Source organism: Marinobacter sp. F4216, assembly GCF_019931195.1.
GTDB classification, from domain to species: domain Bacteria; phylum Pseudomonadota; class Gammaproteobacteria; order Pseudomonadales; family Oleiphilaceae; genus Marinobacter; species Marinobacter suaedae.
In genome coordinates, this window is record NZ_JAIOUO010000007.1 from 172,705 (window position 1) to 198,137 (window position 25,433).

27 protein-coding genes and 1 tRNA gene are annotated in these 25,433 nt (G+C 55.8%); 24 read left to right on the plus strand and 4 right to left on the minus strand.

Annotated features, from left to right (window positions below; all coding sequences use genetic code 11):
* The first annotated feature begins 7 nt into the window (after positions 1-7).
* From K8I84_RS14610 to K8I84_RS14620, 3 genes are all read left to right on the plus strand, one after another.
* Positions 8-253 carry a PilZ domain-containing protein gene (locus K8I84_RS14610; RefSeq protein WP_411722688.1) on the plus strand — a complete coding sequence of 82 codons (246 nt, stop codon included), beginning with the start codon at positions 8-10 and terminating at the stop codon, positions 251-253.
* Between the two features lies 1 nt (position 254).
* Complete coding sequence (locus K8I84_RS14615; RefSeq protein ID WP_223795515.1) at positions 255-833, plus strand: hypothetical protein; 579 nt, start codon at positions 255-257, stop codon at positions 831-833.
* A 194-nt stretch (positions 834-1,027) separates the two neighbouring features.
* Positions 1,028-2,305 (plus strand): HD-GYP domain-containing protein, encoded by a 1,278-nt coding sequence (locus K8I84_RS14620; RefSeq protein WP_223795516.1) that lies wholly within the window; start codon positions 1,028-1,030, stop codon positions 2,303-2,305.
* Here the strand turns inward: K8I84_RS14620 and K8I84_RS14625 are convergent, their stop codons facing one another.
* Positions 2,306-3,433, minus strand: coding sequence for an organic solvent ABC transporter permease (locus K8I84_RS14625; protein WP_223795517.1), 1,128 nt, complete (start codon positions 3,431-3,433; stop codon positions 2,306-2,308).
* A 256-nt stretch (positions 3,434-3,689) separates the two neighbouring features.
* On the opposite strand from K8I84_RS14625, the gene K8I84_RS14630 reads away from it, so the two are divergent.
* From K8I84_RS14630 to queF, 3 genes are read left to right on the plus strand one after another with little or no spacing between them, the layout of a single operon-like run.
* A complete protein-coding gene (locus K8I84_RS14630) occupies positions 3,690-4,640 on the plus strand; it encodes an ABC transporter ATP-binding protein (protein WP_223795518.1) in 951 nt (316 codons plus the stop codon).
* Positions 4,637-5,410 (plus strand): ABC transporter permease, encoded by a 774-nt coding sequence (locus K8I84_RS14635; protein WP_223795519.1) that lies wholly within the window; start codon positions 4,637-4,639, stop codon positions 5,408-5,410. The genes K8I84_RS14630 and K8I84_RS14635 overlap by 4 nt, the downstream gene beginning before the upstream one ends.
* A gap of 14 nt (positions 5,411-5,424) precedes the next feature.
* Positions 5,425-6,243: an NADPH-dependent 7-cyano-7-deazaguanine reductase QueF gene (gene queF, locus K8I84_RS14640; protein ID WP_223795520.1), complete on the plus strand. Its 819-nt coding sequence runs from the start codon at positions 5,425-5,427 to the stop codon at positions 6,241-6,243.
* Positions 6,244-6,277: 34 nt separating this feature from the next.
* On the opposite strand, the gene K8I84_RS14645 is transcribed toward queF, so the two are convergent.
* Both K8I84_RS14645 and K8I84_RS14650 read right to left on the minus strand, forming a co-directional pair.
* Positions 6,278-7,714, minus strand: a complete 1,437-nt coding sequence (locus K8I84_RS14645; RefSeq protein WP_223795521.1) for an adenylate/guanylate cyclase domain-containing protein — start codon at positions 7,712-7,714, stop codon at positions 6,278-6,280.
* Position 7,715: 1 nt separating this feature from the next.
* Entirely contained in the window at positions 7,716-8,027 is a 312-nt protein-coding gene (locus tag K8I84_RS14650; protein ID WP_223795522.1) for a DUF962 domain-containing protein, read from the minus strand.
* A gap of 150 nt (positions 8,028-8,177) precedes the next feature.
* Here K8I84_RS14650 and K8I84_RS14655 point away from each other — a divergent pair, with 150 nt between their 5' ends.
* The 9 genes from K8I84_RS14655 to secF all read left to right on the plus strand — a co-directional run bounded on the left by K8I84_RS14655 (position 8,178) and on the right by secF (position 16,057).
* The gene (locus K8I84_RS14655) at positions 8,178-8,732 is read left to right on the plus strand and encodes a nitroreductase (protein WP_223795523.1); all 555 of its coding nucleotides are present in this window, start codon (positions 8,178-8,180) and stop codon (positions 8,730-8,732) included.
* Positions 8,733-8,968: 236 nt separating this feature from the next.
* Positions 8,969-9,055 (plus strand) — tRNA-Leu (locus tag K8I84_RS14660).
* A gap of 197 nt (positions 9,056-9,252) precedes the next feature.
* Positions 9,253-9,891 (plus strand): hypothetical protein, encoded by a 639-nt coding sequence (locus tag K8I84_RS14665; RefSeq protein WP_223795524.1) that lies wholly within the window; start codon positions 9,253-9,255, stop codon positions 9,889-9,891.
* Positions 9,892-9,896: 5 nt separating this feature from the next.
* A complete protein-coding gene (locus K8I84_RS14670; RefSeq protein ID WP_223795525.1) occupies positions 9,897-10,433 on the plus strand; it encodes a hypothetical protein in 537 nt (178 codons plus the stop codon).
* An 87-nt stretch (positions 10,434-10,520) separates the two neighbouring features.
* A complete protein-coding gene (gene queA, locus K8I84_RS14675) occupies positions 10,521-11,606 on the plus strand; it encodes a tRNA preQ1(34) S-adenosylmethionine ribosyltransferase-isomerase QueA (RefSeq protein WP_223795526.1) in 1,086 nt (361 codons plus the stop codon).
* Between the two features lie 32 nt (positions 11,607-11,638).
* Positions 11,639-12,760 (plus strand): tRNA guanosine(34) transglycosylase Tgt, encoded by a 1,122-nt coding sequence (gene tgt / locus K8I84_RS14680; RefSeq protein ID WP_223795599.1) that lies wholly within the window; start codon positions 11,639-11,641, stop codon positions 12,758-12,760.
* 32 nt (positions 12,761-12,792) lie between these two features.
* Positions 12,793-13,158 (plus strand): preprotein translocase subunit YajC, encoded by a 366-nt coding sequence (gene yajC, locus K8I84_RS14685; protein WP_263283174.1) that lies wholly within the window; start codon positions 12,793-12,795, stop codon positions 13,156-13,158.
* 75 nt (positions 13,159-13,233) lie between these two features.
* On the plus strand, positions 13,234-15,108 hold the full coding sequence (gene secD / locus K8I84_RS14690) for a protein translocase subunit SecD (protein WP_223795527.1): 1,875 nt from the start codon (positions 13,234-13,236) through the stop codon (positions 15,106-15,108).
* On the plus strand, positions 15,101-16,057 hold the full coding sequence (secF, locus tag K8I84_RS14695) for a protein translocase subunit SecF (protein WP_223795528.1): 957 nt from the start codon (positions 15,101-15,103) through the stop codon (positions 16,055-16,057). The genes secD and secF overlap by 8 nt, the downstream gene beginning before the upstream one ends.
* 69 nt (positions 16,058-16,126) lie before the next feature.
* Here the strand turns inward: secF and K8I84_RS14700 are convergent, their stop codons facing one another.
* Positions 16,127-16,927 carry an inositol monophosphatase family protein gene (locus K8I84_RS14700; RefSeq protein ID WP_223795529.1) on the minus strand — a complete coding sequence of 267 codons (801 nt, stop codon included), beginning with the start codon at positions 16,925-16,927 and terminating at the stop codon, positions 16,127-16,129.
* A gap of 182 nt (positions 16,928-17,109) precedes the next feature.
* On the opposite strand from K8I84_RS14700, the gene trmJ reads away from it, so the two are divergent.
* The 9 genes from trmJ to ispG all read left to right on the plus strand — a co-directional run bounded on the left by trmJ (position 17,110) and on the right by ispG (position 25,428).
* Entirely contained in the window at positions 17,110-17,961 is an 852-nt protein-coding gene (gene trmJ, locus K8I84_RS14705; RefSeq protein WP_223795530.1) for a tRNA (cytosine(32)/uridine(32)-2'-O)-methyltransferase TrmJ, read from the plus strand.
* 8 nt (positions 17,962-17,969) lie between these two features.
* Positions 17,970-18,752 carry a serine O-acetyltransferase gene (gene cysE, locus K8I84_RS14710; protein ID WP_223795601.1) on the plus strand — a complete coding sequence of 261 codons (783 nt, stop codon included), beginning with the start codon at positions 17,970-17,972 and terminating at the stop codon, positions 18,750-18,752.
* A 76-nt stretch (positions 18,753-18,828) separates the two neighbouring features.
* The gene (iscR, locus tag K8I84_RS14715) at positions 18,829-19,326 is read left to right on the plus strand and encodes a Fe-S cluster assembly transcriptional regulator IscR (RefSeq protein ID WP_223795531.1); all 498 of its coding nucleotides are present in this window, start codon (positions 18,829-18,831) and stop codon (positions 19,324-19,326) included.
* 20 nt (positions 19,327-19,346) lie between these two features.
* Positions 19,347-20,495, plus strand: coding sequence for an IscS subfamily cysteine desulfurase (locus K8I84_RS14720; protein WP_223795532.1), 1,149 nt, complete (start codon positions 19,347-19,349; stop codon positions 20,493-20,495).
* A gap of 68 nt (positions 20,496-20,563) precedes the next feature.
* Positions 20,564-20,992 (plus strand): nucleoside-diphosphate kinase, encoded by a 429-nt coding sequence (gene ndk / locus K8I84_RS14725; protein WP_223795533.1) that lies wholly within the window; start codon positions 20,564-20,566, stop codon positions 20,990-20,992.
* Positions 20,993-21,054: 62 nt separating this feature from the next.
* Positions 21,055-22,167: a 23S rRNA (adenine(2503)-C(2))-methyltransferase RlmN gene (gene rlmN, locus K8I84_RS14730; protein WP_223795534.1), complete on the plus strand. Its 1,113-nt coding sequence runs from the start codon at positions 21,055-21,057 to the stop codon at positions 22,165-22,167.
* Between the two features lie 82 nt (positions 22,168-22,249).
* Positions 22,250-23,014, plus strand: a complete 765-nt coding sequence (gene pilW / locus K8I84_RS14735) for a type IV pilus biogenesis/stability protein PilW (protein WP_223795602.1) — start codon at positions 22,250-22,252, stop codon at positions 23,012-23,014.
* A complete protein-coding gene (locus K8I84_RS14740; protein WP_223795535.1) occupies positions 23,004-24,275 on the plus strand; it encodes a RodZ domain-containing protein in 1,272 nt (423 codons plus the stop codon). Before pilW ends, K8I84_RS14740 begins: the two co-directional genes overlap by 11 nt.
* A gap of 34 nt (positions 24,276-24,309) precedes the next feature.
* Positions 24,310-25,428, plus strand: coding sequence for a flavodoxin-dependent (E)-4-hydroxy-3-methylbut-2-enyl-diphosphate synthase (gene ispG, locus K8I84_RS14745; protein WP_223795536.1), 1,119 nt, complete (start codon positions 24,310-24,312; stop codon positions 25,426-25,428).
* Positions 25,429-25,433 lie beyond the last annotated feature (5 nt).

Consider the following 25,433-nt stretch of genomic DNA (forward strand, 5'->3'; position numbering starts at 1 on the left):
GCAGCACATTCGTGCCGGAATGAATGCAAGAGTGAAGGTCGTGCATCCGGAGTTTGATGAGTTCGCTTCCACGACCCGGGCTATCTCTGATGGTGGAGTGTTTATCGTCGTTGAAGAGCAGGACGTCGAATCCTGGATCCGGTACAGCGTGACTGTCCAGGTGCAGGGGTTGCCAATACCTGTGCCGGTCGTGTCTATGGAGTTAGTTCGTCGGACCAACGATGGGTACGGCTTGACGTTGAGTGATGGATGACATGATGAATCGCGGTGTGTTGTTAATGGTGCCCCTGGTATTGCAGGGGTGTGCTTCCTACTACTCCCACTACGCTATGTTCCCTGCTGAGGTTTCAGCGGGTGAGAACCGTCAAATCCGCCTGTCCTGGCAAACAGCCGACTATCCGGACTGGTGGTTTGTCGATGACAGGGCAACGCCTATCAAGCTTGAAACTCAGTGCAGCGATCGTGTCTGGCGGTTAAGGGATGATAGAGATCCGGATGTGGGCGCCTGTGGTGCTGGTATCCGAGCTTGTGGAGAGCCCGGCCTCGACGCCTATGCGCCCACAGGTGAGCCGGTGGCTGGTCATGGGGTGCGGTGTATGGCAATTGAGCCCGGTAATGGCGATATCGTCATCCCCCAGTTGAAGAATGAAATGGATCTTCTCGTTTCATGCTTGCCGGTCGTAGTGAGCCTGCCAGATGGTGAAGAAGAGCAAGGCATTGACTATCTCCGCGCATCGCCTGTTCCCTATAGGGTCTATGTTCGAACGGCGCCCCGGGGCTCTCTCAGGGCTCGATTGCCCGAGTTCGATGAATCGGTTTGCGACGATGAATGACGTTGGCTCTCGCGTGTGACCGAGATCACATTGCTACAATTTGTTTCCCGGGAAACAATAGGAGTACGCTTTGTAGCTCGGCCGTTACCTTGCGCTACTGAACTGTTATGGATTCTTCCTGTGGATCGCTCACAATGTTAAATGAGGAAAATTTCTTAATGAGGTGACTTGTGGGCGTCCAGCAGCGAAAAATCATGGTCCAGGATCTGGAAGCGGGCATGTTCGTGTCGGATCTGGATCGGCCATGGCACCAGACCCCATTTCCCATCCAGGGCTTCTATATCCGCTCTCAGGATGATATACGGGCTCTGTCGTCCCATTGCAAATGGGTGATGGTCGACGTTTCTGAAGCCCGGCAGCCAAAGGCGCTACCGGATAGCAAGCAACCTATCTTTGGGCGCCGTGCCAAGCAAAAAGGGCGGAATGAAATTCAGTTGCCGCCGCTGAACATTCGCGAGCCGGTGAGCTACTCCAGGGAAACTCCTCTCAACAAAGAGATCAAGACCTCCCGTAAATTGCTTGATGATGCCGAGATGGCTCTGCAGCGCCTGTTCGACACGATTCGCCATGAGGGTGTGGCGGATGTTCGGCCTGTGGCCGAAATAACACGCAGAATGGTTGCCAGTGTCGTCCGTCAACCGGATGCTTTGCTGTGGCTGAGCCGGATTCGTGAACACGACGACTACATTTATCGGCACTCGCTGAATACGGCCGTCTGGGCGCTGGTGTGCGGGCGGCATCTTGGTCTCAACGAAACGTTGCTGAACCATCTCGGGCTTGGTTGCCTGCTTTCCCAGGTTGGTAAATGTTATCTGCCGAAGGCACTGCTCGAGCAGGAAGGTCGGATGAGCGCCGAAGAGTATGCTGAGTATCGGCAGTATGTATCTCGCGGCGTCGCCGCGCTTGCCGATTGTGGTTTGTCCCGTGCTGTTCTGAGTGTGGTTCAGAGTCATCGCGAGCGCCACAATGGCTCTGGCTTTCCCGAGGGGGTAAGAGGCGATCGGATTCCTTTGTTGGCCAAGGTGGCTGGCATCGGCGAGTTCTTCGAGTCACTGATCGCTCCTCGTGGTGTTGCTGAACCCATGACCCCTGCCAAGGCGGTGGCCATGCTTTATGAAATGCGCAATATCGAATTTCAGGAAGATCTGGTCGAGGGCTTTATCCGCGCCATTGGCATTTATCCGACCGGGAGTCTGGTTGAGCTGAGCGATGGGCGTCGGGGTATCGTTATGTCGCATTCGCCGGAGCGTCGACTCTGGCCGCGCGTCATGGTGATGACTGACGAAAAACACAAGGCGCTCAAAACCGCCAAGGTCATTGATCTGGCCAAATTCAATGAGCAGCGCATGGCGGATGAATCACTGACGGTTCGAGAGTGCCTGCCCAATGGCACCAAAGATCTCGATCCGTCCCGCTACGATGTAACGGGTGGTGAATCCCGATGGAGCCTTTCTCGGCTCCTCAGCGGCTGATTATTCGATCACAACTCTGAGCTGCTTCCTGATCCACCGGTAGGTGTCCTCCGGACGGAAGCTGAGGATCAGCTCGGATTCCCCTCCCGGCTCGCCAGCCACGAAGTATTCGACCTCGGCGTCCTGCCAACTGGTGGAGTGAAGGACGATGTCTTGGGTGCGAGTACTTATCGCATCCAGGTCGCTTATCCTTGCGCTCCCATTAATGCGTTTTATCTCAAGGCTCTTGATGGCGGTGTCTGTGGCGGGATGATTGGCGACGTAAGCGTCGAGATAATAGCGATTCCCAATCAATGTTGTGATGTCATTCAGCTCCCGCGTCATGAAGTCTGCCGCTGATCTGGGGGCTATATCGTCAATTGACCGTATCGCTCCTAAAATTCTGTCCCGTTTTGCCTGAAGGTCTTCCTTATAAAGCACATCGTCTTCGATCTCCTCTTCGTCAATTGGGCGCGATTCTGCAGCGTCAATTTCTGATTGCGTTGGAGGCGTCTCGCAACGCTCATCGTCTTCTGGATGAAAACAGATCTCGCCAAGGAGTTGGTTTGCCGGTGATAGTTCTCCATCTTCGTCCAGCGCAAACTCGCCTTGGCTTACATTAAAATCGATTGTGCCTCCGACCTGTGGCAGGGCTTCGTTAAGCTGCTCAATGACTCGGTCACGGATGTCGAGGCCCTCATCCTCGGCTGCACTCGTGTTCCAGTTCAACGCCAGAATGAATCTATTCAGATTCATTTGGGCGTTATTTTCCAGCAGTTGCTGTTCCGCGATTTTGTGTGTCGACAGCCCGTCTGAGTCTGGTGCGATATTGGTTAGTTGCGATCGGACTTCCGGAAGAAACTCCAGGAGTGTCACAAATTCCTGTGCAGGGACAACGTCCGCAAGTTTCAGATCGCCAACCCAAAAGGTCAGTGTTTCGCCGGGATAATATTTGAACTCACCGTTCTCGGTGACCTGGCCCCGCTGGCTCTGGGTTTGGTAGGTAAGTCCGCTGATGCCGTTAAAATTAAGTCGTCCGACACTTCTGTCGTCGGTGGCGTCGTCCGAGCCGCTTATATCCAGGCAGCCCGCCAGGAGCAGAGTGGAAACCAGTGTTAGAGAAAAACGGTTCGACTGAACAATTCTCATGGTGGGTCGCACGCTTCCTTCGAGTGAGCCAATGAACCAAGCCAGTTGGCTCGTTGCTTTGTAAGTTGTTGTAACGGGATTATAAAGGCAGGGTGGCCGGTATATCGGGAAACCTGTCGCAGTTCTGATGTTCGTCGGCTTCGCTCTCAGTCATGCTGAACCTTGAAATTCGTTAGCTTGCCACCATTGTTGAAGGTTTGAATCCAATCTGGCGGGGTAGCCCTGGTGTTCCCGTATGACGAGTTCAGGACTTTCTATGACCCAAGCATTAGATATTCGGGGCCTGACCAAAACCTATGGTGACGGCTTTCAGGCGCTGAAAGGGATCGATCTGTCGGTTGCCGAAGGGGATTTTTTCGCGCTCCTCGGGCCAAATGGTGCCGGCAAGTCAACCACGTTGGGGATCGTCTCGTCGCTGGTCAACAAAAGCGACGGTGAGGTCAAAGTGTTTGGCTTTGATATCGATACGAATCTTTCGGAAGCCAAAATGAATCTGGGTGTTGTGCCCCAGGAGTTCAACTTTAACCAGTTTGAAAAAGTATTCGATATCGTTACCACCCAGGCTGGCTATTACGGGATTCCCCTCAGGAGGGCCTCTGAATCCGCGGAAAAATACCTGAAAAAGCTTGGCTTGTGGGATAAGCGTAATTCCCCTGCACGAATGCTTTCCGGGGGCATGAAGCGCCGGTTGATGATTGCCCGGGCTCTGGTCCACGAACCCCGTTTGCTGATTCTTGACGAACCAACGGCAGGAGTAGACATTGAGCTCCGTCGGTCTATGTGGTCTTTTCTGGAGGAAATGAATCGTCAGGGGACCACGATCATTCTGACCACTCACTACCTCGAAGAGGCAGAGGCTCTTTGCCGTAACATCGCCATTATCGATCATGGCCGAATCCTGAAAAATACCAGCAAACGGGACTTGCTCCAGGAACTGAGCCTTGAAACCTTTGTGCTCGATACAGAGGTAGCCCTCAACTCTCCGCCTGAACTCCCTGGTTTCGTTTGCCGTCTTGATGGTGAAGGTGCCCTGGAGGTGGATGTCGAAAAAGGGCAGGGATTGAATCAGGTGTTTGTCCAGCTGGAAGACATGGGCATTAAGGTCGTCAGTATGAGAACCAAAGCGAACCGGCTTGAAGAGCTGTTCATCCGGATGGTGGAAGAAAATGCGTCGTCCGCCAAACCGGCAGAGGGGGTAGCGGAATGACGAGCCGAGCCATACTAACCGCCTACTATACGATCGTTATTCGCGAGATCCGCCGGTTCACCCGAATTTGGGCCCAGACCCTGCTCCCGCCGGTCGTTACCATGACTCTCTATTTCATTATTTTCGGCAATCTGATTGGTTCCCGAATCGGTGAAATGGGTGGTTTTGATTACATGGCGTTTATCGTCCCCGGGCTGATCATGATGGCGGTGATTACCAACTCCTATGCCAATGTGGTGTCATCGTTTTTCTCCATGAAGTTTCAGAGAAGCATTGAGGAGTTGCTGGTATCACCGGTTCCCAATTGGGTCATTCTCGCCGGGTATGTGAGTGGCGGTATGGCCCGGGGCCTGAGTATTGGCTTGCTCGTGACTCTGCTTTCCCTGGCCTTTACGAACCTGTCGATACACAGTCTGCCGATGATGATCGTGACAGTGGTGTTGACCTCCGCACTGTTCTCTCTGGGAGGTTTCATTAATGCCATGCTGGCCACCAAGTTCGACGATATCTCGATCGTGCCTACCTTCGTTCTGACACCGTTGACCTACCTGGGAGGCGTCTTTTACAGCATCGATTTGCTTCCGAATTTCTGGCAGGGCGTGTCTTTGTTGAACCCGATTCTATACATGGTCAATGGATTTCGATTTGGAATACTGGGGGTTTCGGACGTCAACCCCTACGTTTCATTGGGTATGATTCTCGTGTTTATCGCGGGTCTTGTGTTCGTTGCTTTGACAATGCTTGCCCGTGGCAAGGGCATTCGACACTGATTACAGGAACCAATATGGCACTACACGATGCTCCGCTGGGCAAGGCCAGCGAATACCCCGAACGGTACGATGCCGGATTGCTGTTCCCAGTGGCCCGGGACGAAAACCGGCGTAGGCTGGGCTTGGCTGATGGGCGCTGGCCCTGGTTCGGGGAAGACCTCTGGCAGGCCTGGGAGGTGTCGTGGCTCCGGCACAGCGGTGTGCCGGCGGTAGCCTGGGCGGAGCTGCGGTTTCCCGCTGCATCGCCGGCCATCGTTGAGTCCAAGTCTCTCAAGCTTTACCTGAATTCATTTAATCAGACGGTTTTTTCCTCCTCTGAGCAGGTGAAGGAAACCATTGCGCGGGATCTTTCCAGTGCCTGCGGCGCGGCGGTTCAGGTGGTGATGCACAGCGTGGACGTTGCCGGTGAGGCAGAGGGGCGCCCGGAAGGGTTTGAGTTAATAGATGACGAGCCTGTATCGGATGTGGTGTACGAATATTCCTCCGACTCGCTGCAGGCGGGCGGCGACCTGGTAACGGAGCAGCTATGTTCTCATCTGCTGAAAAGTAACTGTCCGGTGACGGGGCAGCCTGATTGGGCGACGGTCCTGGTCAGCTATACGGGGCCGAAGATAGATAGGTCCGGGCTGCTGAAGTACATCGTCGGTTTCCGCCAGAAGCAGGACTTCCATGAGCATTGCGTAGAGACGCTGTTTACTGATTTGATGGAAGCCTGTCAGCCAAGCCGGCTGACGGTTTGTGCCCGTTACACTCGTCGTGGCGGGCTGGATATTAACCCCTGGCGCAGTACCGAGCCCGACGGGGGGGCTGGTCCTCGCCTGGTACGGCAATAGGGTAAAGGGCTGGCGCTGGTGGGAGGGGGCAACGTCAGGTTGCGTCTTCTTCCTGGCGGAGCCGGTCGGCGGCATCTTCCAGGGCTGACAGAATGGCCTTTCGTTCTTTCTCGGTGATTTTGTCAGAGTCCAGGTACATGGCAAAGCCGCTGTGTTCATGTTCGAGGAAACTGCGGTTCGGTCCCATGTCACGCCGGAAATCTACAACTTCGTAGATGGGAACGGGCTTGCCAAACCCCTTGACCGTAATTTCTCCCTTGTCCCGACACATAATGCGGTCCTTGATCAGGGAGAAAGTTTCATAGGAAACCAGGATTTCGCCGGGTTCCGCCAGGGATTCCAGTCGGCTGGCGAGGTTAACCTCCTTGCCAATGATGGTGTAGTCCATCCGGTTTTCCGCGCCAAAGTTGCCGACGGTAGTGTAGCCGGTGCTGATGCCCATGCGGATTTCCAGCGGCGTTTTGATGCCCTGGCTACGCCATTTCTGGCGCATGATCTTCATATGCTTGCGCATCTCGATGGCCATTGAGACACACGCCATGGCGTCTTCTCGTTGCCCCCGACTCGTAGGATCCCCGAAAAATACCATGATGGAGTCGCCCACGAACTTGTCGATCGTGCCGCCGTATTTCAGGGCCACCTCGGACATTTCGTTAAAGTAGTGGTTCAGAAGCTCGGTCAGCGCTTCTGGCTCCATTTCTTCCGACAGTTCGGTGAAACCTTTGATGTCCGAGAAAAATACCACCAGTTTTTTACGCTGGGTTTCAAGTCGAACGTCCCGCTCGCCGGTAAAAATGGATTGCCAGACCTGTGGTGACAGGTACTTGGACAGTTTGTGCGAGAGAGCAATGGATTGTTCGCGCTGATTCTGTATCTGGGTTTTTGCCAGCATCAGGGCCTGGGCCTGCTGGTGGGAGTAATAGGCTGTAACACAGATATAAATGCCCGTGGCGAGGATAGAGATGATGCTGGTGATCAGGGGGGCGTGGAAACTTTCCGCCGGACCACCTGCAACTGCCAGTGCTGCTGAGGTGGTGGCTGCGAGAAAACCGGTACCCAGCATCCACTGGCGTATGCCGCCAACGATGAGGCAGCTGAACATTAGCATCAGGACAACGGACGCCGAGGGGATAGCCACGAGACCAATGCAGCCGATGAAGGCTCCACCGACCACGCAATCGAAGATCAGCATTTTTTGCCGGATGCGAGGGGATTTTCGTAAAAAGGTGCGGCGGGTCAATACATAGGCGGTGTAGGGCCAGATGAACGCCGCAACCACCAGCCACAGCTGCCATTGTTGGAAAACACCCTGCAGAACGCCCGTGATGAGCATGGCGGCCACGGCCGTGTAGGCTAGAGCCCTGCCGTTAAAATCCGGCATAGGGGGAATAACAACCGGGTGGTTATCGGAAGCTGGAGCCTTGCCGGATGAGCCGGTTGTGGCGCGTAATTCTGCCGGTACACTGAGCATGTTAGAAGCGGATCCTGCCGACCAGCATATCTTTGAACATCACCCAGTCGCCCATCAGGCTGTAAAAGGGATATTTAAAGGTCGCTGGTCGGTTTTTCTCAAACTTGAAGTGGCCAATCCAGGCAAAGCCGTAACCGATCACCGGCAAGCTGAGCAGCCAGACGAACTTGCCCGATAGCAGGGCCCAGGCACCGACAATCAGAACCAGGAGGCTACCGACGAAGTGCAGTCGACGGCAGGTAACGTCACTGTGTTCTTCCAGGTAGTACGGGTAGAATTCAGCAAAATTGCGAAAACTCTGGAGATCACTCATGGTGCTTTCAGGATGCTCTTATAGTTTTTTGGTTTGACCATTGTATTACTTAAAGATTAACAGCATTAAGGGTAAGCGACAATTAAGGGAATCGGCATTCATGTGTTGTCGTGTTGCTGATTTTGATCGAAAAGTAAACGGTGGAGTCATATGAATTCAGTGACCGATTTTCTCCTCAACCGATCGTCGGAACCGCGTTTGCAGGCACCGGCACCTGACCAGCATGTGCTGGACACCGCCCTGGCGTGCGCGGCCAGGGCGCCGGACCACGCTTTGTTGCGCCCCTGGCGTTACCTGATCGTCGAGGGCGAGGGGCTTGATGCTCTCGGGGAGTTGTTTGCCCGTTCCTGTGCCGACGAGGCCGATAACCAGAAATGGGAAAAGCTGCGTAAAGCGCCCATGCGTGCGCCAATGGTGATCGTAGGGATTGCATCTCCGAAAGTTCATCCTAAGGTTCCTGAAATAGAGCAGGTGATGTCGGCGGCGGCGAGCATGAGTTTTCTGGCTCTGGCACTGCAGGACGCCGGGTTCGGTGTGATGTGGCGGACAGGGGATGTTGCGTACAACCAATCTGTTGCTCAGGGTCTTGGTTTGGCAGAGGGAGAATCTATCATCGGTTTTCTGTATACCGGCTCAATTGTGTCTGAGAAACCGCGGGTGCCACGTCCGGAGGTGGCTGAGTTCGTCCGCCGTTGGCCGCAATAAAGCATTTTTGTACTGTGGATTATGCCCAGGCTACCATCTGCTGACGGCTGGTAATGGAGTTGCTGGCCAGAGTAGTTCGCATCTTAGGTAGGTTGGCCTATTTCCGGTCATCATCTCCCTGGTGGTCGGACTGCTCTTATCCAGCCCGCTTTAATCGCCTAAACCGGCTGGACAAATCGTCCGCCGGCCAGTTGCTTTCATCCGCAGGCTCAGTATAATCGCCCACACTTTCCCATGGCGGCGTGGTGAAATTGGTAGACACGACGGATTCAAAATCCGTTGGGGTAAAACCCGTGGCGGTTCGAGTCCGCCCGCCGCTACCATCCTTTCCCTTATTTTGGTTTCTGCATCCGTTACGGCGTAGCGTCTGACATGCCTTCGGAACCTTTGTCTGTTTCCCATTGATACCTCTCTTGGCGCGATGTGACGCTTTTGCTTGCGTTGCGCGTTGTTTGAATTGATCTATCTTAAATTGGTGTTAGCCAAGGGATTTGTCAGCAAACGTGCCAGAGGGAACACCATGGGGACCAGTTTGAGATTGGCCTGCCTTTTACTTCCACTGCTTATGATCGGGTGTGGGGGATCGTCCGGCACAAGGGTTGACCGGATCGAGGCCGCGCCTACGGTCAGCAAGAGTTATGAAAAGGTGCTGGTGTTCGTGGTGAGTGCCAAGCAAACCGTCCGGGACGTGGTGGAACGCCAGATTGTCGCCGAGATGAACGAGAGCGAATTCGAGTCCGGGCGCTTCGGTATGGCCAATGCGGATGTTCCCTGGGAAGATGCTGAACAGCTGCAAACTCTGGTTGCAGAGAGTGCCGTTGCGGGCCAGTACGATGGCGTTCTGGTGGTTTCCCTGGTGAGCAAAGACCGCGAAGCTCGTTATGTCCCTGAACAGGTGGTGTATCAGCCCATCACTACTTCGGTCGGTCCCCTCGCGTCCACAACCTACATGGATACGACCGTCGTTCCCCAGACCTATCAGGAATCCACCAGTTACGTGCTGAAATCGACCCTGTTCGACACCGAATCCACGAACCCTGTCTGGCAGATGTATTCCACAACAGTGGATCCGGAGTCGCTGGACAAAGCCGCTAAAGAATTTGGTGAAGCGGTTGTAAGTGCCTTACGGAAAACCCTGCCGAGGCCAGCTGAAGAATGATCAGCATGAACAGGAGGGGGCTCTGGGTTGCAGGTGTTGCGATGGCCCTGGGTACCGGTTGTGCCACTGATGCCAACCTGAAAGCAGGCACGGATGATCCGTGTACCACTATGAAAGGCATCATTGCGGATTTCGGCAGCGGGTTTGAGAGCTTTCGGGGCAAGCGCAATGACTTTGCGTCGCTCACGGTTTACGCTGCCAAAGAGGAATTGGTGAAAGGTCATTGTGAAATCTGGGTGTGGAACGACGGCGACAGTGCCTACGTTTGCTCTGCCAATACACCGGATGGTGAGATTGCAGCCCAGCGGTATCGCAACAGCCTGAAGACCGTGCAGCAATGCCTGGGGGATTCCTGGCAGGAAGATTCTGTTACCCGGGAGCGGGACGGGCGTTATCTTGGTGTGGCCACGGGCTTTTCCTCTGATGCTCACCCCGGACTCGCGATTTCGGTACAGAACATCGTGCCGCCAGGGTCATACCGTTCTTTGCGCAGCAACTACCTCTACATCGGCTCCGCACAGAAAACGCCGGCACCCGATTAAACGCTCTTGCGCTTTAGGCACGGGGCATTCCGTGGTAAATTCCGCACCACTTTTTAATCAACGCGGTGCCCAGACCTCGCCTTGTCTATGAACGTTTCTGACTTCCATTTTGAATTACCCGACGAACTCATTGCCCGCTACCCGCTGACTGAACGGTCCGCATCAAGGTTATTGTGCCTCGACGGCATGTCGGGCGAGACAGCGCACCGGCAGTTTTCCGATATCACTGACCTGCTTCAGCCGGGCGACCTGCTGGTGTTCAACGACACGCGGGTTATTCCAGCCCGTTTGTTTGGCACCAAGGAGACCGGCGGCAAGGTCGAAATTCTGGTGGAGCGTGTACTGGGTGAACATGAGATTCTGGCTCATGTCCGGGCCTCGAAGTCCCCTAAAGAGGGTCAGATGATTACCCTCGAGGATGGCACCCAGATGCGGATGACTAGCCGGAACGATGCGCTGTTCCATCTGACCTGTATGGCAACCGAGCCCGTGCTGGACGTTCTTGAGCGAATCGGGCACATGCCATTGCCGCCTTACGTCGACCGTCCGGATGAGTCCACCGACCGGGAACGCTATCAGACCGTTTACGCCCGGGAGCCTGGCGCAGTGGCAGCGCCCACAGCTGGCTTGCATTTCGATGATGCCTTGCTGGAAAAAATCGGTGCCATGGGCGTGGAAACGGCGTTCGTAACCCTGCACGTGGGAGCGGGCACCTTCCAGCCGGTTCGGGTGGATCGGGTGGAGGATCACGTCATGCACAGTGAGGTGGTCAATGTCCCGCAAGCGACCGTTGAGGCTGTCGAGCATGCCCGGCACCGCGGTGGCCGTGTCATCGCCGTCGGCACGACATCGGTTCGTTCCCTGGAGTCTGCCAGCCGGGGAGGGCGGCTGCGGGAGTTCCAGGGCGAGACCGACATTTTCATTAGTCCGGGCTACCGGTTCGAAACGGTGGATGCCCTGATCACCAATTTCCACCTTCCGGAATCCACGCTGATCATGCTGGTCAGTGCCTTTGCCGGTTATGAAAACGTCATGGGGGCGTATCGTGAGGCCGTTGCCGAGCAGTACCGCTTCTTCAGTTATGGCGATGCCATGTTTATCACTTGTCAGGAGCCCAGTCGCGGAATGCTGATCGGCCCGGCGAATGCCGCTGACAACGTCAACAGAGATTGAGTCGGGGAACTATTTTGAGCGAATCCTGCTTCATGTCCTTTGAAAAGCTCGGGGAAGACGGCCGGGCCCGTCGTGGTCGGCTGACCTTTCCCCGTGGCACCGTCGAAACTCCAGCGTTCATGCCGGTGGGCACCTACGGCACCGTAAAAGGCATGCTGCCGCGGGACATTCACGAAATTGGGGCCCAGATTATCCTGGGCAACACCTTTCACCTGATGCTTCGGCCGGGGACGGAGGTCATTAAGGCCCACGGCGATCTCCACGACTTCACCCAGTGGAAGGGTCCGATTCTCACCGACTCCGGTGGCTTTCAGGTGTTCAGTCTCGGGGAAATGCGCAAGATCACAGAAGAAGGGGTAACCTTCCGATCGCCGGTGGATGGTTCTCCGGTCAAGTTGAATCCGGAAATCGCTATACAGGTTCAGCGTGACCTGGGTTCGGACATCGTGATGATCTTTGACGAGTGCACGCCGTACCCGGCAACGGAGAAAGAAGCCAGGCAGTCCATGGAGTTATCGCTGCGTTGGGCAGCGCGGAGCAAAAAGGCTCACGAGGGTAACCCTGCAGCGCTCTTTGGCATCGTCCAGGGCGGCATGTACGAGCAACTGCGCGATGAGTCCCTGGCAGGTCTGACCGACATTGGCTTCGATGGTTTCGCGATCGGCGGGCTGTCCGTGGGAGAGCCCAAGGAAGACATGATTCGGATCCTGGACCATCTTCCGCCGAAGATGCCCGAGGACAAGCCCCGTTATCTGATGGGGGTAGGGCGGCCGGAAGACATCGTCGAGGCGGTCCGGCGCGGTGTCGACATGTTTGACTGCGTCATGCCCACGCGGAACGCCCGTAACGGGTATCTGTTTAATTCCGAGGGTATCGTCAAAATCCGCAACGCCAAGCATCGCCACGATACGGGCCCGGTGGACCAACGTTGCGACTGTTATACCTGCAAGAACTTTTCGAGAAGTTACCTGCATCATCTGGATAAATGTGGAGAAATGCTTGGTTCCCAGCTTAATACGATCCACAACCTGAGGTTCTATCAGAACCTGATGGCCGGATTGCGTGGAGCCATTGAAGCAGGTACATTGTCCGACTTTGTAGCCGACTTCTATGCCCTGCGCGGGGAATCCGTTCCACCGCTGGGGGCCGCCTGAAAAATCCAGAAAAAAACCAACGGAGAATATCAATGAAAGCAATGAAAACGCTCATCGCTGGCCTGATGGCCCTGGTGCCTGCACTCGCTATGGCTCAGGATCCGGCGGCTCCTCAGGGTATGGGCGCCATGGGACAGATCATCTTCTTTGCCGGCTTTATCCTGATTTTCTACTTCCTGATCTGGCGTCCCCAGTCCAAGCGTGCGAAGGAGCACAAGGCTCTGATGTCTGGCCTGAACAAGGGTGACGAAGTGGTTACCTCCGGTGGCGTAGCCGGCAAGATCACCAAGGTCACCGATGACTTCATTGTTGTTGAAGTTGCTGACAACGTCGAAATCAAGGTTCAGAAGGTCGCCGTTGCCGCCGCTCTGCCGAAAGGCACCCTGAAGGACATCTGAGCCAGGTCCTTGCCGATAACAAGTCTAACTGGCTGAAACACCACGGCCGGCCAGCCGGCCGGCTTGAAGGATCCCATGCTGAACAAGTACCCGCTTTGGAAAAATCTGATAATCCTGATCGCCCTGGTGGTCGGGTTTATTTATGCACTCCCCAATCTCTTTCCGGACGACTACGCCATCCAGATTACCGGTTCCCGCAGCAGCACCGAGGTGGATGCCTCGGTTCTCGAGCGAGCCGTGAAGGCGCTGGAATCTGAAGGAATTGAGGTTAAAGACAGTTCTCTCCAGGATCGGGATGCCCTGATTCGTCTGACCGGTGCGGAAGACCAGCTGCAGGCCCGGCCTGTGGTTCAGTCAGCACTGGGCGGAGATTACCTGGTCGCCCTGAATATGGCGCCTTCCACTCCCGACTGGCTGAAGAGTCTGGGTGCCGGCCCCATGAAACTGGGTCTGGACCTGCGCGGTGGTGTTCACTTCCTACTTGAAGTGGATATGGATACGGCCGTCAATCAGCGCCTTGAGGCGATGTCGAGCCAGATCAAGCGAGAGCTTCGTGAAGAACGCATTCGTTACCGGGGCGGTGACGTCGAAGGTCGCCGACAGATTGTTCTCAGCTTTCGCGATGAAGCCCAGCGCTCGGAAGCGTTTGATCTGATTCGCGATCGCTACAATCAGTTCCTGATGAACGAGCGTACCGTTGATGACGAACGGCAGATTGTTCTGTCCCTGTCTGAGATCGAAGTGAAATCCATCCAGGAATACGCCCTGGAGCAAAACCTCACCACCATCCGCAACCGGGTTAACGAACTGGGTGTCGCTGAGCCGCTGGTCCAGCGCCAGGGTGCCGATCGAATTATCGTTGAGCTGCCGGGTGTGCAGGATACCGCTCAGGCCAAGCGTGTTCTTGGCGCGACTGCCAACCTGGAATTCCGTCTGGAAGCACGCTCTGATGCCAACGCCAGCGAAGTGGAAGAGTTCGGTTTCCGGGACAATCTCCGTCGAACCGCTCGCCTTGAGAAAGAGGTGATCACCACCGGTAACAACGTGTCCAATGCCCAGCAGGCGTTCGACGAAAATGGTCAGCCTCAGGTCAATATCACCATGGATTCCATTGGTGGTGATCAGATGCACCGGGCAACACGCAGCGCCGTTGGCCGCCGGATGGCCGTGCTGTTTATTGAGTTCCGTACCGAGACCGAAAACCGCATGGTTGACGGAGAAATGACGGAAGTTGATAAGCGGGTGGTCGAGAAGAGCATTATCAGCCTGGCGACCATTCAGTCGGCGCTTGGAAGCAGTTTCCGGATCACCGGTCTGGATTCCATTCCGGAAGCAGCAGAGCTGGCGCTCTTGCTGCGGGCAGGTGCGCTGGCGGCACCGATGTACTTTGTGCAGGAACGGACCATCGGCCCGAGCCTGGGTCAGAAAAACATCGATGCGGGCGTCATGTCGGTTGCACTTGGCTTTGCTCTGGTTCTGGCCTACATGCTGGTGAATTATCGCGGTTTTGGCCTGATCGCCAATGTGGCGTTGACCCTCAATCTGATGTTGCTGGTAGCTTGCATGTCGATTCTGTCGGCCACGCTCACGCTGCCCGGTATTGCCGGCATTGTTCTTACCGTGGGTATGGCGGTTGACGCCAACGTTCTTATATTCGAGCGGATCCGTGAAGAATTGCAGGGCGGGGCCCCCCCTCAGTCGGCCATTAACGCTGGTTATTCCCGCGCCTTCGTCTCAATCTTTGATGCGAACATCACCACCTTGCTGGTGGCCGTGATTCTGTTTGCCATGGGCTCCGGCCCGGTGAAGGGCTTCGCCGTCACTCTGTGCCTCGGTATCCTGACGTCCATGTTCTCTGGCCTGATGGTCAGCCGGGCGATTGTGAATCTGGTATACGGTGGTCGAAAGGTCGAAAAGCTGTCGATCGGAGGAAAGCTGGCAAATGTCTGATCAAGAGAAAAAGCCATTTGATTTTATGGGGCTTCGGAAGGCTGCTTCCGTGCTTTCGATCGCGCTGGTCGTCGCCTCGATCCTGTTGCTGGCGGTTCGCGGCCTGAATCTGGGGCTCGATTTCACCGGCGGTACATCGGTGGAGTTCGAGTACACGGAGGCTCCTGCGCTGGAGGACGTTCGGACCACTCTGACAGAGGCGGGTTATGAACAGTTTGTGGTTCAGAATTTCGGTTCAGACACCACGGTCCTGGTGCGCCTTGCCGAAGCGGATAACGACAAGGTAGGTCTTGAAGTCGCTGAGGCATTGAAAGCCAGTGGTGCCGAGCTTGAGCTCATCAGTTCCGAGTTTATCGGCTCCCAGGTGGGGGAAGAGTTACGCGAGGACGGTGGCCTGGGCATGCTCCTGGCGCTGGCGGTGGTGCTGATTTACGTTGGTATGCGCTTCCAGTTCAAGTTTGGTATCGCTTCGGTGGTTCCGCTGGCCCACGATGTCATCATTGTTCTCGGGGTGTTCGCACTGTTCCAGTGGACGTTTGACCTGTCCGTACTCGCGGCCTTGCTCGCGGTTATCGGTTACTCGCTGAATGACACCATCGTTGTGGCTGACCGCATCCGGGAGAATTTCCGCAAGATGCGTGAGGGCGACTCCTGGCACATCATTAATGCCTCGATCCACCAGACGATCCGTCGGACGATCAACACCTCCGGTACCACGTTGGTGGTGTTGCTGGCCCTTTACCTGTTCGGGGGTGAGGCCATCAACAACTTCTCACTGGCGCTGATCATTGGTGTTGTCGTGGGTACCTATTCCTCTATCTACGTAGCGGCCAATATGCTGCTTGCGCTGCACATTTCCCGTGAGGACCTGCAGTTGCCGCAGAAAGAGGGGGCTGTTGGTGAAGAGGTGGAGGAAGAAGAGCCACCCGAGTGGCTGAATCGGATGTGATTCAGCCGTTCCGGCACAAAAAAACCGCCATCCCTCGGGACTGGCGGTTTTTTTATGGCTGCTGTTTTATCAGCGGGGCAGGCGACCCCGGAACGGGTGAAGCGCTTTCAGGACTTCACGGAACAGCTTCGGATTGGCAACGACCAGCTGCCGGGCATTGCTGGTAGACGGGTTTCCGGAGAAGTCCCCAACCAATGCGCCGGACTCCATCGCCAGGGTGCCACCAAGATCCAGATCCACCGCTTGCGGGCGGAAGAGTACGGCGGAGTCGAGATGGCCGGCGGACACGCGAGCGATATCCAGTACCGGGCAACCGGAGGTACGCATCATGGCGGCCTCACTGGCCAGAGCTGCAGACATCTCACCCCAGAGCTGGGCGTCGTCACTTTTCTTCGCTTGTGCCAGAAGGTTGGAAGCAATCGCGGCCTGATCGAGTGTCTTGACCTGGGATGCCCGAACGCGGCGGCTGTTTAGCGCTGCGCCGTGCCCCCGGCTGGCAGAGTACTCCTCGCCGGTAACCGGGTTAATGATCAGCAGGTTTTCGGTGCGGTTGTTCTTTTTCTGCGCCAGGGCGATGACAAAGTCAGGGATGCCCCGCAGGAAGTTCTCGCTTCCGAGCAGCGGAAAGATGTGCCAGCTACGCTCGTTGGAACCTGCATCAGCCTCGTTCAGCGGCGCGATGGCGTGGTCCTTGTAGGCCTTTTCCAACTGCTCGCTGAAATTGTCGTAAATAGACTGTTCAACCCGGTCCAGCTGACGGCGGAGTTCGCCATCATTCTTGGTGTTGGGTTCCTGACGCTCGAAGTGGGCTTTCAGATAGTCTGAACCCTGGCGCGCAACGCGCAGGGCCATTTTGATCGCTGGTTGCATCTGAGTGTTCAATGTCCGAGTGTGTGAAGGCCGGCTATCATAGCAAAACTTACTGTGGCTTGTATGTTTTTTGACTCAGCAATAGCACGGATAGCAATGGATTACGGCAACTTACAATAACCGGCACCGGTTGCTTTTCTGGTACCATTGCCGCTTTCTCATCAGGTCTGGATGTCGTAGCGATGCATAAACCGGCGCTTCCTCAGGAAAGCACTGACACGTTTCAGGATCAGGTTCGGATTGTCCTGGTCGAAACCTCCCACTCCGGCAACATTGGCGCGGTTGCCCGTGCGATGAAAAATATGGGGTTGGGAAATCTCTGGTTGGTTAACCCCGGTTCCTTCCCCGATGAAGCCTCCTATGCCCGTTCGTCGGGCGCATCGGATGTTCTCGATAATGCGCAGGTTGTCGGGTCCCTGGATGAAGCGATTTCCGATTGCGTCCTGGTCATGGGGACCAGTGCCCGGGGTCGAAAGGTGCCCTGGCCGGTCATTGCACCGCCCGAAGCGGCAGCGACCGCCGGAGCACATGCCGCGAAAGGGACGGTTGCGCTGGTGTTCGGCCGTGAGAGCTCCGGTCTGAACAATGAAGAGTTGCAACGTTGTCATTTCCATATTCATATCCCTTCGAATCCGGACTACAGCTCGCTGAATCTGGCGATGGCGGTGCAGGTGATATGCTATGAATTAAGAATGCATTACCTGCGAGGTCTTGAAGGGGGTGAGGAGAACCCCAATCTTAAGCCTATGACGATGCCCGGAGATGAAGGCTGGGATGTTGAGCTCGCATCGGTTAACGATGTCGAGGGCTTTTTCAGCCATCTCGAGCAGGTTCTGGTGGATGTCTCTTTTCATCGAAGGGAGAACCCGAGGCAGTTGATGACTCGCTTGCGACGTCTGTTCCAGCGGGCAAAACTGGATCAGATGGAAGTGAATATCCTCCGGGGCATCTTGTCATCCATCCAGAAAGCAGTCGGTACCAAGGGATCTGTAAAATCAGCTTCGGCGGATTCCGGGGCCCAGAAAAAGGAATAAAGATGGCCATTTTCGAGCGTTTAAGGGAAGACATTAACAGCGTTTTTCATCGTGATCCGGCGGCCCGGAACACGTTCGAGGTTCTGACCAACTATCCAGGCTTGCATGCACTGCTGTTCCATCGGATGTCCCATTGGCTCTGGGGGCTCGGCCTAAAGTGGATTGCGCGGACCATTTCCACTCTTGCAAGGTGGTTTACCGGGGTTGAGATTCACCCGGGCGCCAAGATCGGTCGCCGGTTTTTTATCGATCACGGCATGGGGGTGGTGATCGGCGAAACCACCATTATCGGTGATGACGTAACCCTTTATCAGGGTGTCACGCTGGGTGGCACCAGCTGGAACAAAGGTAAGCGGCATCCAACCATAGGCAACGGGGTGGTTGTGGGTGCTGGCGCCAAGATCCTGGGGCCGTTTGAAGTAGGCGAGGGGGCCAAGGTAGGTTCCAATTCCGTGGTTACCAAAGAGGTTCCGGCAGGTGCGACCGTGGTCGGTATTCCGGGTCGCGTCATTGTCAAGCGACCGGAAGAGGAGGGTGATAATCAGCGCCGGAAGGAAATGGAAGAGCGAATGGGATTCGATGCCTACGGTGTAACTGAGGAAATGCCGGACCCGGTGGCGCGTTCCGTTCGCGCGCTCCTGGATCACATGCATGCGGTGGACGACCGTATTGAAAACATGTGTCAGGCTCTGAAGAAGCTAAATGCCGATTATCCCAACGGCGAGCTGCCTCCGCTGGCAGAAGAGGACTTCGATTGCGTGAGGGATGAGCCCAGTCAACGGCAGGGGTAATACTTGACTGTTTTAGTGGGTCAATTCATACTCGCAGCTGTTTTACGGGACTCATATCCAAGCTCGGGCTGACGTAATGAAACTCACGACCAAAGGCCGCTATGCCGTAACGGCAATGCTGGATCTGGCTCTGCACGCAGACCAGGGGCCGGTGAGTCTCGCAGATATTTCAGCCCGCCAGGAAATTTCCCTGTCCTATCTGGAGCAGTTGTTCGCGCGCCTTCGTCGAGAAAATCTCGTGATCAGCATCCGTGGTCCCGGAGGTGGATATCGTCTCAGTCGGGACGCCGGTGATGTGTACATTGCCGAGGTGGTCGATGCGGTGAGTGAGTCCCTCGATACCACGCGCTGTGGCAACAAGGGTGACTGCCAGAAGGGCGAGAAGTGCCTCACGCATCACCTCTGGTCTGATCTGAGCGACCAGATTCATCAGTTCCTGAGCGAAATCAGTCTGAAGGATCTGATGAAAAAACATGAAATCCGCCAGGTTGCGGACCGCCAGAATCGCCGTCAGTCAGACAGCGACTCTGATACGATCAATACCGACCGCCTGTCGAGCCAGGCGCCGGCCTGAAATTCAAGCCCAAACATACCATGAAGAAGCCCGTCTACCTTGACTACGCGGCCACGACGCCCGTTGATCCTGCTGTTGCTGAAGAAATGTCGAAGTACCTGACGATGGATGGCGTATTTGGCAACCCGGCATCGCGCTCCCATATGTACGGTTGGCAGGCGGAGGCGGCAGTGGAAAATGCCCGCCGCCAGGTTGCACAGCTGATTGGAGCGGACCCGCGGGAAATTGTCTGGACATCGGGTGCCACCGAATCGGATAACCTGGCAATCAAGGGCGCGGTTGCCGGGCACGATAATCCTCATATCATCACCTCGATTATTGAGCATAAAGCGGTTCTCGATACCTGCAAGTGGCTTGAGCAGCAGGGTGTCGACGTCACCTGGCTGGTGCCGCAGGGAGATGGTCGGGTGCTGCCGGGGCAGGTGGCGGAAGCCTTGCGGGACAATACCGTCCTGGTCAGCCTGATGATGGTGAACAACGAGCTTGGTTGTGTGACCGACGTGGCTACCATTGGGGCCATGCTGAGGGAGCGGGGGATTCTGTTTCACGTGGATGCTGCCCAGGCCGCCGGCAAGCTACCGGTGGATGTCAGTGAGATGTCTGTGGATCTGATGTCAGTGTCCGGTCATAAGGTATACGGCCCGAAAGGGGTGGGGGCCTTGTACGTTCGCCGCTCGCCCGAGGTTCGTATTGAGGCACAGATTCATGGTGGTGGGCACGAGCGCGGAATGCGTTCGGGTACTCTGCCCACTCATCAGATTGCGGGTATGGGCAGGGCATTTGCGATTGCCCGGGAGCGCCTTGGTGAGGAAATCGAGAGGCTCGAACAGTTGCGCTCCGGTTTTCTGACGGGGTTGTCTGCGCTGGAGGGCGTTCGCCTCAACGGAAGTCAAGACCACCGTGTGCCGGGCATCGTAAACCTCTCGTTTGACGGTGTTGAAGCCGAATCCCTGATGCTTGGCCTGCGCGAGCTGGCTGTTTCTTCCGGCTCCGCCTGTGCATCTGCCACGATGGAGCCGTCGTTTGTTCTTCGTGGTATCGGCCTGAATGACGAGCAGGCCCACCGCGCACTTCGTTTTTCATTTGGCCGTTTTACCTCCGCCGATGACGTGGAATTTGCCGGGAAGCACATCATTGATGTTGTATCCCGCCTGCGCTCAGTGCGGTAGGCAGCCGGCCTTGGACTGCGTATAATCGCAGGCCTGAATTTTAACCCTGAACTTAATGGAGAAATACCATGGCAACTGAGCGTACGCTCTCGATCATCAAGCCCGACGCAGTAGCAAAGAACGTGATCGGCGAAATCTACAGCCGCTTCGAGAAAGCGGGCCTGAAAATTGTTGCTGCCAAGATGATGCACCTGACCCAGGAGCAGGCGGAAGGCTTCTACGCTGAGCACAAAGAGCGTCCGTTCTTCAACGACCTGGTTGCTTTCATGACTTCTGGTCCGGTTGTGGTTCAGGTTCTGGAAGGCGAGGGCGCGATCCTGAAAAACCGCGACCTGATGGGCGCCACCAACCCGAAAGAAGCCGATGCCGGCACGATCCGTGCGGATTTCGCTTCTTCCATCGACGCGAACGCTGTTCACGGTTCCGACTCCGCAGCTTCTGCTGAGCGTGAAGTGGCGTACTTCTTCAATGACAACGAAATCTGCCCGCGCGGCTAATTCGGTTGTCAGGAGGCGGCGTTCAGCCGCCTCCGCATTGGTTATTTGTTCGAGGTTATGTAATGACAGCGGCTGCTGAAAAAACGAATCTGCTAGGGATGCCCAAGTCAAAGCTGGAGGCTTTTTTTGAATCCCTGGGGGAAAAACGTTTTCGTGCCACTCAGATCCTGCAGTGGATTCATCAGCGGGGTATCGATGACTTCGATCAAATGAGTAATGTCAGCAAGGCCTTGCGTGAAAAGCTTAAAGTTGTTGCCGAAATTCGTGGTCCGGAGGTTGTGTACGATGAAACCTCCAAGGACGGTACCCGGAAGTGGGTCATGCGCATGGATAACGGCAACAGTGTAGAAACCGTCCTGATTCCAGACGGAGAGCGCGGCACACTGTGCGTGTCGTCACAGATAGGGTGCAGCCTGGACTGCACGTTCTGCTCGACGGGCAAGCGGGGCTTTAACCGTAACCTGACGGCAGCGGAAATTATTGGTCAGGTCTGGGTAGCCCGTAAGGCGTTTATGCCGTTTGATAATGGCTCCGATCGCCCGATCACCAATGTCGTGATGATGGGAATGGGCGAGCCGCTCCTTAACTTCGACAACGTTGTTGACGCCATGAACCTGATGATGGAAGACCTGGCCTACGGAATCTCCAAGCGCCGGGTTACATTGAGCACCTCAGGCGTGGTTCCCGCTCTCGATCGACTGGGCGAAGTCACTGACGTGTCGATCGCCATATCCCTGCATGCGCCGAACGACGAACTGCGTAACCAGTTGGTGCCGCTTAACAAGAAGTATCCGATCTCAGAGTTGTTGGCGGCTACTCGCCGTTACCTCTCAGGCCTTCCTGACAAGCGCAAGGCAACCATCGAGTACACCGTGATTGAGGGTGTGAACGACCAGCCCGAACACGCCAGGCAGCTGGTTGGTCTGTTGCGAGGCCTGCCGTGCAAGATAAATCTGATACCCTTTAACCCGTTCCCGGAGAGCGATTTCAAGCGCCCAAGCATGAACGCCACGCGACGTTTCCAGACGGTTCTGAATGAGGCAGGGTACGTGACCACGATTCGGACCACGCGGGGTGACGACATCGATGCGGCCTGCGGTCAGCTCGTTGGCCGGGTCGAAGACCGTACCCGTCGAAGTCAACGATACATTCAAGTTCAGCAGGTAAACCCCTGATCTGAACAAGCGAGAAAGCCTGTAAGAGGTAGGTGACACTGTGACATCCGGAAAGGCAAATTGGCGTATTGGGGCTGTAGCCATGTTGCTGGCTGCTTTTTTTGTCACAGGTTGTGTGACCACGGTAGACAGCCGGTTCTCCCGGGAAGCAGATCGTCAGGAAGCTATTGAAGACTACGTTCAACTTGCTACCGCCTACATAGGGCAGGGCAACATGGAGCGTGCGCGTCACCATCTGGACCGGGCTCTAGAGCTGGATGAAGACAGCGCCTCAGCACTGGCGGCCATGGGGCTGGTCTACAACTCGGAAGGCGAACCTGAACTCGCCGAAGAGAGCTTTCAGGATGCGATCGACTCCGATGGCGGATACACACGGGGCCGGGTTTACTATGGCGCCTTCCTGTTTGGCCAGGATCGCTATGAAGACGCCCGGGATCAGTTCAAGTCGGCTTCCCGCGACACGGACTACAAAGACCGGGGCTCGGTTTTCTATAACCTTGGCATGACCGAAGAACGACTCAATGATCCGGTCCAGGCTGAAAGCGCTTATCGTCGGGCGGTAGAGCTTTCTCGCGGAGATGCCCGTTCGTTGCTGGCGCTTTCCCGTGTTCTGGCGGATCAGGGAGACTACAGCGCGGCATCGCGGTACTACTCGCGTCTTATGTCGGTCATGCAGAGAAATCAGCGTCTTCGCCATTCCCCGGAAAGCCTTCTTACCGGCATCCGCATTGCCCATAATCTGAACGACCGTGACAAAGAGGCCAGCCTGGCCTTGCAGCTTAAGAATAATTATCCAGAGTCAGTCGAATACGAACAATATAAGGTGCTGATTTCTAATGGCCAGTGATGAAGTAGTTCAGCCAGAGACCAAAGAGCCAATCGGTCAAACTCTTAAGCGGGCTCGCGAACAGCGAGGCCTGACAGAGACCGATGTTGCCAACGCACAACACCTGCGGACCGGCGTTATCCAGGCCATTGAGGCCGGTGAATACAGCAAGGTTGACAGTGAAATCTTCCTGAAGGGGTACGTTCGGGCCTACGCCCGGATGGTTGGCTTGAATGCGGATGAGATCATCGCCGGCCTCGATGAAGAACTGGAGCCCATGAGGGTCGCCGAAAAGCAGGCTGTGGAAGCCAATCCCCTGGTGAGCATTGAGCGGCGACGGGAGCAAAAGCGCCGGGTAGCTCGAGGCGTGTTCTATACCGCCCTGGTCGGTCTTGCCGGGTATCTCGCGTTTACGTTCGTCCTGCCAAAGACTGATTTTGAATTGCCCGGGAATCTCTTCACTACGTCCTCGATTGAGGAGAGTGAGCCAACCGGCGTGTCCGACTCCGGTGCCACTGTCGAAACGGAAGAGCCAGCAAGCAGTGCACCGAGTCCGGATGCAGAACGGCAGCAACCGGATACCGCCGCAGGTCTTGAAGAACCCGCCGTCGATGGCGCCACTGTTTTTGCGCCTGACACATCGAGCCTTGCCGAAGAAGATTCAACCGCGGTTGTTGAAGAGGATGTTCCGACCCTCGGTGAATCGCCGTCACCAGATGTGGCAGAGAGCGCCGATGATGAGGCCCTGGAAGAGCAGGGCATTGAAGAGGGCCGTGCTGACGCCGAATCGTCTTCTGATGTCTCCGGTGCGCAGGAACCGTTGGCCAGTGGTCAGTCCCAAGTGCAGTTGACCGCCGATGAACAGCCGGAGTCGGACGTGCAATCCGCTGATCAGGCTCCGGTTTTTGCTGATGAGGCTGGCGTTCAAGATGAGCCGGTGGCCGGGGACAGTATTTCGGAGGCGCCGACTACTGACAATTCCGGCGACGCGGTCGAGGCTGGCCCTACGGCAACTCAAGAAGCACCTGAAGCGTCGACGGCAAACCTTGATATCAGTTTTGTTGGCGATTGCTGGGTTCAGGTTACTGACGCGTCGGGAAATCGTCTGGCGAGCTCGCTCCAACGCAGCGGAGACCGGTTACAGGTCGCGGGGGAAGCCCCGTTGCGCGTAGTGATTGGTGCTGTGGATGCCGTCAGTGCCATCCAGTTCGAGGGCCGGCCTGTCGATCTTGACGGTTTCCGTATTGTTAACAACCGTTCCGAATTTACGTTGCCCCAGTGAACTTCATTAACTCAGAGTTATTGGTCAATACCCTATGAAACAGGAATCTCCGATCGTAAGACGCAAGTCCCGTCAAATCATGGTCGGCAATGTGCCCGTCGGTGGCGATGCGCCGATTGCCGTGCAGAGTATGACCAACACCAATACCTGCGATGTTGACGCAACGGTGGGTCAGATCAAGGCACTGGAAGAAGCCGGAGCGGATATTGTTCGGGTATCCGTACCGACGATGGACGCTGCGGAAGCCTTCGGGCAGATTCGGCAGAAAGTGGGGCTTCCGCTGGTGGCGGACATCCATTTTGATTACAAGATAGCTTTGCGTGTCGCAGAACTCGGTGTGGATTGCCTGCGCATCAATCCGGGCAATATCGGTCGTGAAGATCGGGTCAGTGCGGTGATCAGTGCTGCCCGAGATCGCAACATCCCGATCCGGATTGGAGTGAACGCAGGTTCGTTGGAGAAAGAACTTCAGCGTAAGTACGGCGAACCAACGCCAGACGCGTTGGTTGAATCCGCCATGCGCCACATCGATATTTTGGATCGCCATGATTTTCAGGACTTCAAGGTAAGTCTGAAGGCATCGGAAGTGTTCATGACGGTGGCTGCCTATCGCAAGATCGCCAGCCAGATCGAACAACCGCTGCACCTGGGTATTACCGAAGCGGGCGGCTTCCGCTCTGGTACCGTCAAGTCCTCCATTGGACTCGGCATGCTGCTTATGGACGGAATTGGTGACACCATCCGGGTCTCTCTGGCTGCAGATCCCGTTCAGGAAATTAAAGTTGGCTACGATATCCTCAAGAGCCTGCGTCTGCGCAGTCGGGGTATCAACTTCATCGCCTGTCCAAGCTGTTCGCGTCAGAACTTCGATGTGATTCAGACCATGAATGATCTTGAGGCTCGTCTGGAAGACGTTAACACCGCAATGGACGTGGCAATCATAGGTTGCGTGGTGAATGGACCTGGTGAAGCGAAGGAGGCCGATATCGGTCTGACCGGCGGCAGCCCCAAAAACCTGTTTTACCTGTCCGGCAAGCCCAACCAGAAGCTTGATAACGCCACGTTGACCGACGATCTCGAGCGCCTGATTCGAGACGAGGTTGCTCGCAGACAGGAGCAGGACGAGGCAGTTATTGCCCGATCCGAAGGCTGATCGCC

Bases quoted from the DNA above. Each gene is read 5' to 3' on its own strand.
- K8I84_RS14615 (WP_223795515.1), top strand. From the start codon at position 255: ATGATGAATCGCGGTGTGTTGTTAATGGTGCCCCTGGTATTGCAGGGG.
- K8I84_RS14620 (WP_223795516.1), top strand. From the start codon at position 1,028: ATGGTCCAGGATCTGGAAGCGGGCATGTTCGTGTCGGATCTGGATCGG.
- K8I84_RS14625 (WP_223795517.1), bottom strand. From the start codon at position 3,433: ATGAGAATTGTTCAGTCGAACCGTTTTTCTCTAACACTGGTTTCCACT.
- K8I84_RS14630 (WP_223795518.1), top strand. From the start codon at position 3,690: ATGACCCAAGCATTAGATATTCGGGGCCTGACCAAAACCTATGGTGAC.
- K8I84_RS14635 (WP_223795519.1), top strand. From the start codon at position 4,637: ATGACGAGCCGAGCCATACTAACCGCCTACTATACGATCGTTATTCGC.
- queF (WP_223795520.1), top strand. From the start codon at position 5,425: ATGGCACTACACGATGCTCCGCTGGGCAAGGCCAGCGAATACCCCGAA.
- K8I84_RS14645 (WP_223795521.1), bottom strand. From the start codon at position 7,714: ATGCTCAGTGTACCGGCAGAATTACGCGCCACAACCGGCTCATCCGGC.
- K8I84_RS14650 (WP_223795522.1), bottom strand. From the start codon at position 8,027: ATGAGTGATCTCCAGAGTTTTCGCAATTTTGCTGAATTCTACCCGTAC.
- K8I84_RS14655 (WP_223795523.1), top strand. From the start codon at position 8,178: ATGAATTCAGTGACCGATTTTCTCCTCAACCGATCGTCGGAACCGCGT.
- K8I84_RS14665 (WP_223795524.1), top strand. From the start codon at position 9,253: ATGGGGACCAGTTTGAGATTGGCCTGCCTTTTACTTCCACTGCTTATG.
- K8I84_RS14670 (WP_223795525.1), top strand. From the start codon at position 9,897: ATGAACAGGAGGGGGCTCTGGGTTGCAGGTGTTGCGATGGCCCTGGGT.
- queA (WP_223795526.1), top strand. From the start codon at position 10,521: ATGAACGTTTCTGACTTCCATTTTGAATTACCCGACGAACTCATTGCC.
- tgt (WP_223795599.1), top strand. From the start codon at position 11,639: ATGTCCTTTGAAAAGCTCGGGGAAGACGGCCGGGCCCGTCGTGGTCGG.
- yajC (WP_263283174.1), top strand. From the start codon at position 12,793: ATGAAAGCAATGAAAACGCTCATCGCTGGCCTGATGGCCCTGGTGCCT.
- secD (WP_223795527.1), top strand. From the start codon at position 13,234: ATGCTGAACAAGTACCCGCTTTGGAAAAATCTGATAATCCTGATCGCC.
- secF (WP_223795528.1), top strand. From the start codon at position 15,101: ATGTCTGATCAAGAGAAAAAGCCATTTGATTTTATGGGGCTTCGGAAG.
- K8I84_RS14700 (WP_223795529.1), bottom strand. From the start codon at position 16,927: ATGCAACCAGCGATCAAAATGGCCCTGCGCGTTGCGCGCCAGGGTTCA.
- trmJ (WP_223795530.1), top strand. From the start codon at position 17,110: ATGCATAAACCGGCGCTTCCTCAGGAAAGCACTGACACGTTTCAGGAT.
- iscR (WP_223795531.1), top strand. From the start codon at position 18,829: ATGAAACTCACGACCAAAGGCCGCTATGCCGTAACGGCAATGCTGGAT.
- K8I84_RS14720 (WP_223795532.1), top strand. From the start codon at position 19,347: ATGAAGAAGCCCGTCTACCTTGACTACGCGGCCACGACGCCCGTTGAT.
- ndk (WP_223795533.1), top strand. From the start codon at position 20,564: ATGGCAACTGAGCGTACGCTCTCGATCATCAAGCCCGACGCAGTAGCA.
- rlmN (WP_223795534.1), top strand. From the start codon at position 21,055: ATGACAGCGGCTGCTGAAAAAACGAATCTGCTAGGGATGCCCAAGTCA.
- pilW (WP_223795602.1), top strand. From the start codon at position 22,250: ATGTTGCTGGCTGCTTTTTTTGTCACAGGTTGTGTGACCACGGTAGAC.
- K8I84_RS14740 (WP_223795535.1), top strand. From the start codon at position 23,004: ATGGCCAGTGATGAAGTAGTTCAGCCAGAGACCAAAGAGCCAATCGGT.
- ispG (WP_223795536.1), top strand. From the start codon at position 24,310: ATGAAACAGGAATCTCCGATCGTAAGACGCAAGTCCCGTCAAATCATG.